Annotated in this window: 2 protein-coding genes, 1 tRNA gene and 1 pseudogene; 2 read left to right on the top strand and 2 right to left on the bottom strand. The window is 57.8% G+C overall.

The window, feature by feature from the left end:
• The first annotated feature begins 507 nt into the window (after nt 1–507).
• A pseudogene (locus NUW23_15015) lies at nt 508–1,954 on the top strand (tryptophanase).
• A 293-nt stretch (nt 1,955–2,247) separates the two neighbouring features.
• Nucleotides 2,248–2,472, top strand: a complete 225-nt coding sequence (locus tag NUW23_15010) for a hypothetical protein (protein MCR4427469.1) — start codon at nt 2,248–2,250, stop codon at nt 2,470–2,472.
• 1,477 nt (nt 2,473–3,949) lie between these two features.
• Here the strand turns inward: NUW23_15010 and NUW23_15005 are convergent.
• Together NUW23_15005 and NUW23_15000 are read right to left on the bottom strand one after the other, a co-directional pair.
• A complete protein-coding gene (locus NUW23_15005) occupies nt 3,950–4,087 on the bottom strand; it encodes a hypothetical protein (protein MCR4427468.1) in 138 nt (45 codons plus the stop codon).
• A 345-nt stretch (nt 4,088–4,432) separates the two neighbouring features.
• Nucleotides 4,433–4,516, bottom strand: a tRNA-Leu gene (locus NUW23_15000).
• Between the last annotated feature and the right edge of the window lie 358 nt (nt 4,517–4,874).

Here is a 4,874-nt window from a genome sequence, read left to right as displayed (position 1 = left end):
GCACGGTCCGCGGACGGTCAGATTCCCCAGCCGTAGGCGCAACCGATTCGAGGAAAGGGGAGGTCCCCACTACTTCTTGACTCAGACAAGATGAAATTGGCGCTTGGCGAGCATGGTCAACTCTGATAGAAAAAAGAACAAACCTGTATGGCGTAAGGGCGATGACCGAGAAGAAGTAGGGAATGGGGACATCCCGACAGAGAGTTCCCGGTTGGTGCGAGGGGCAGGGATATCATTTCTGAATACATGTCGGTAGCTGCTCACCCAAAGGCGTGTTTGCGCCGGGTAGATTGAGACGGGTTCACGCGTTACAGTGATAGAGTATACGCGCAGTATTGCGTCGTACTCGAAGAGGCTGGCATCGTGAGTCGCCAGTGAATTGAGGTGGTAACACGGGATTTGGCGCTCGTCCTCTCGCGAAGGCAGGGGATGAGTGCTGTTTTGTTTCCCCGGCGGTATGGGCGTACCGCGCCAAAGGGCACACATCGATGAAAGGAACGTGTTTTCATGGCAGACGTACGGTTTTTCACAGGCGAGCATCTACCTCTTGAGACGCACAAGGTGCGCATCGCACAGAAGCTCAATCTTCCCCCCATCGAGCGCAGGCTCGAAGCAATTACAGAGTCGGGCAACAATACGTTTCTACTCCAGAACTGCGACGTCTTCCTGGACATGCTGACCGACAGCGGTGTCAATGCAATGAGTGACCAGCAGATGGCGGCTATGATGGTCGCCGACGACGCCTACGCAGGTTCGGCAACTTTCACCAAACTGGAGAACAAGCTGATCGAGCTCTTTGGCATGCCGTACTTTCTGCCTGCCCATCAAGGGCGAGCCTGTGAGCACGTTCTTGCATCAACACTGGCCAAACCCGGAAATGTTGTGCCGATGAACTTCCATTTCACCACGACCAAGGCACATATCACCAGAAACGGCGGAAGCGTTGTCGAAGTGGTCATCGACGAGGGCTTGAACCCGACCAGCAAGTTCCCCTTCAAGGGCAACGTTGACCTGAACAAGCTGGGGCAGGTCATCGCCGAGCAGGGGGCAGAGAACATTCCATTTGTGCGACCGGGGGCGGGCACCAATTTGATTGGTGGGCAGCCTTTCTCGCTCCACAATGCGGGAGGTTGCAGCTCTGTGCCGCGCTCACGGTATCCTGACCGTGCTGGATGCCAGTCTTCTGCAGGATAACCTGCACTTCATCAAACAGCGTGAGGCAGCCTGCAAAGACATGAGCATGCGAGAGATCACCCGCGCACTGGCGGACGAGATGGATATCATCTGTTTCTCTGCCCGCAAGCTGGGCTCTGCAAGGGGCGGTGGGATCTGCATTCGTGATGGCGCTCTATATGCGAGAATGCGCGAGCTGGCACCCCTTTTTGAGGGCTTCTTGACCTACCGTGGCATGTCGGTGCGCGAGATGGAGACGCTTGTTGTTGGACTGGACGAGACAATGGACGAAGACATCATTTCCCAAGGGCCACAGTTCATTCAGTACATGACCGATGAGCTCCTTCAGGCGGGCGTGCCGGTTGTCACCCCTGCGGGCGGGCTGGGCTGCCACCTGAATGCAGTGGAATTCCTGCCTCACGTGCCGCAACATCAGTACCCCGCCGGTGCGCTGGCGTCAGCCCCCTATATTGCAGGCGGCATACGAGGCATGGAGCGCGGCACAATGAGCGAAGCGCGTGATTCTGATGGGAGTGAAGTCTTCTCACAGATGGAACTGCTTCGTCTGGCAACGCCCCGACGGGTATTCATCCTCTCGCAGGTCAAATACGCCATCGACCGTATCATTTGGCTATACAGCCACCGTGATTCAACCGGCGGACTGACATTTACCGAGGAGCCCGCAATCCTCCGCTTCTTCGTTGGAAAGCTGAAGCCCGTATCAGACCGGCAGACACAGCTGATGAAGGCCTTTCGTGAGGAGCTTGGGGACAGTCCGTAGTACGTGGTGTCTGCACAAGGTGCTGCACTGAGAATGGGTCGGGTATGAGGGCATCTCGGCAACGGAGCGATACGCGTACTCGGGGACCCTAGTGGGTAGAGGGAAGCCTGCGAGGCTCTAAGCTGGCCATAAGACGTAGGGCCAGGCAAGAGACGATCATCACGATGCTTACTCACCCAAAAGCGATGCCGGCTGTGGGGGTGGCATGTGCCCTCGCAGCCGGCTTTTCTTTTCGGGGGTGTCCTTCTAGAGGTCTTCCCGAGTCGAAGCTCGTGAGTCTCATATGCTGGGAGATGGAGGTAAGACCAAAGATCCTTGCGATCGTCGGACGCCCCTACTACGGTAAGGTTGAAACACCTGAGTTTGACCCGGCCGCGGCCACCTATTGGTGCTGGTCCTGCGGACGGCGCGGGACGCTCGAGGGGCTCGGCGGGTTGAACTGGGCCAGCCCCCCTCCGACTCTGCTGCTCGCGGGAGAGCGTGCGGTGGAGTTGAGAGAGAAGATCCCGCTGGCCTGAGATGCCCGCGGGGGAGCCCCGACCGCCGTGGGCTTTGCGTGCGGGCATACTACTCCTGCCTCCCCAGTTGCTGGGGGCGGCATGACGTGGACCCCCCTCCTGGGCGGCTTACCCAGAGCCCCTGCAGGGGGTTCAACCGATCTCTTGAGAATGAGGCATTCTCCTGGGCAGACTTCATCCACCCCGAATCCTGCAGGGAGGGCATAGTGTACGTCTGCCCCCGGTACCGTGCTTCGAGAGGCGGACTGCCTGGATCAGGCGGGCGGGATTCTTGCCGGCGACCCGTGGGTGGATTATCGCGATCCTCGCGACCGAGCACGGGACCAGGAGCGAGAGGGTATCACAGCGTTTTGAGACTTACGAGGAATCCGTGAACATGACACCGTCATGAATAGCGAGATGGCGGCTTTATAGGAGTATGTGATTGACTGGACAATCCGCCCCTTACCTGGGTACGGGGTTAGGGCAGCAACCTATCAACTGACGGGCTGGTGGTGCGTAGAATTCCACTGGAACCATCGATGCAATCTCCGGATATGAAACAATATTGAACGGGGTGAAGCCGAGATATGTAATAAGGGCAACGAGGAAACCCCATCGTACAATGATGGGAACATCCATATGACACAGGAGTCGGGGAAGGAGGGGGATCGTGTGACAGCAGCACTCGCGAGACTCCGGAGGACTCAGATTGCGCCTCACCAACTCAAACAGCTCGGCTTTCAGTGGGACGTATCCGCCGGTGGCTCAAGAAGCACACGAAGTCGGTCCCAAGCAAGGACAGGCACGGCACCCTCAGTAGACTGGTGGATCGAGCCTTCAGGATGTTTCAGCCCCAGTAGTCGCTGCGCCCATTAGCTCATTGCCATGATGAACCCCTGCGTAGACGCGCCAGTCGCTGTGATGTGGTGGGCAATATCTGTCGCGCCGCCATGCTGGCCGTCATTCCGTGTTTACTCTGCACACCTTCTCAACAACCCAAGTGTCTCTGTTGCTGCACACCTGCATGTCCCACCAGTAGAGATCGTGACATCATCCAGACAGCTCACGCCCTTCCCGGTAGTCCTTGAAGTGTCCTCGGCAGCAGATGGATCCATTGTCGATCTTCCATTCGAACCAGGCGGCGGGCCACGGCGACACCACATATGGAAACTGACCTGCCAACTGGACTTCCCCGACCGAATCCTACCACTCTTCTGCATGGTCAAAGAAGTAGTCGGCGCAGTTCTGGGCGTTTACAGGCACCATCGAACGACGAGCCTCAGCTCGTTCCTGGGATGAGCCTGGACATCAAAGCGGACCAGACGCAGACCATGGGTCATCCAGAGGCATCCGGCTCATCTCGTTGCTAAGGGTATCTTCGAGGAGTCAGCATATACGGCTTCGCGTGGGTGGGCCGGCTTTCCTCCCAGAGTCTCCATCAGCTTCGGACTCGCTTCCGCAGAGCGGGGGCAACGCCCAGCATTTCGAGAGGTCACTATCCGCCAATCTCATCCGGATGCGAGTCCTCCACACGGCGGCACTTGAGATCCTTGGTGATCTCGACCGCAAAACTGACCCATGGATTCGGGTAGTTGCCGCGCTTGAGATTACGGTCGACGTTGAGTCGTCCCATAACCCCGGGTGCCTTCAGGTGAGGCCCTGACTGGCGTGGGCCTTGCTTGCGGGCGCTCTTTCCTGCCGCAGCCGGCAACTTCGGAAGCAGTGTGGACGCACCACAGTCCCTCTGCTGGACCGCGCACCCAGCGCCTTTTCAGGAGCTCTGTTTGTTTCCCTGACATGATATGTCGCCCGGCTGAGATGGGGGCGTCAGAAACCGTTATGCGAGATCGGCAGGAGAACGGATGTGTGCCACACCTAGCCCTTCTAGCTGGTATTAGAGGTAAACGGGTGGCGATTGGGCAATGCCAGTCGCCACCAATAATACACGCCCCAGCTAGTGGGGCGTTTCAAAGTGTCATGGTGCGAGAGGCGGGATTTGAACCCGCACGGGTTTCCCCGTCAGATCCTAAGTCTGATGCGTCTGCCGTTCCGCCACTCTCGCGTCAACCTATATCCGAGTCTGGCTGGCCATCTCTCCTGGAGCAGTTACTCCTTTGAGCGCTCGAGAAGATTGCCCCTTAATTATACTACAGCGCCGGTCACAAAGGCAACGAGACGTCAGGGTGCATCGTCACAGTGTGACCAACTTCTACGAAGTCGAAGGGCGGGCCCAAAGCGCCCGCCCGTGGATGATCCAAAGAATGGTCGAGGTGCCGGGACTTGAACCCGGGGCCTCTTGGTCCCGAACCAAGCGCGCTACCAAGCTGCGCCACTGCCCGACGCTTTTTTATTCTATCAAGAGTTAGGCCTACAGTCAAGGAAGGGTTGACCGGGTTCTTCAAAATAGGGCAAGATTATTG

The organism is Bacillota bacterium (genome assembly GCA_024655925.1).
Taxonomy (GTDB): Bacteria; Bacillota; DTU025; order DTU025; family JANLFS01; genus JANLFS01.
This window is presented reverse-complemented; position numbering and strand designations above follow the sequence as displayed.

Bases quoted from the DNA above. Each gene is read 5' to 3' on its own strand.
- NUW23_15005 (MCR4427468.1), bottom strand. From the start codon at position 4,087: ATGGGACGACTCAACGTCGACCGTAATCTCAAGCGCGGCAACTACCCG.
- NUW23_15010 (MCR4427469.1), top strand. From the start codon at position 2,248: ATGGAGGTAAGACCAAAGATCCTTGCGATCGTCGGACGCCCCTACTAC.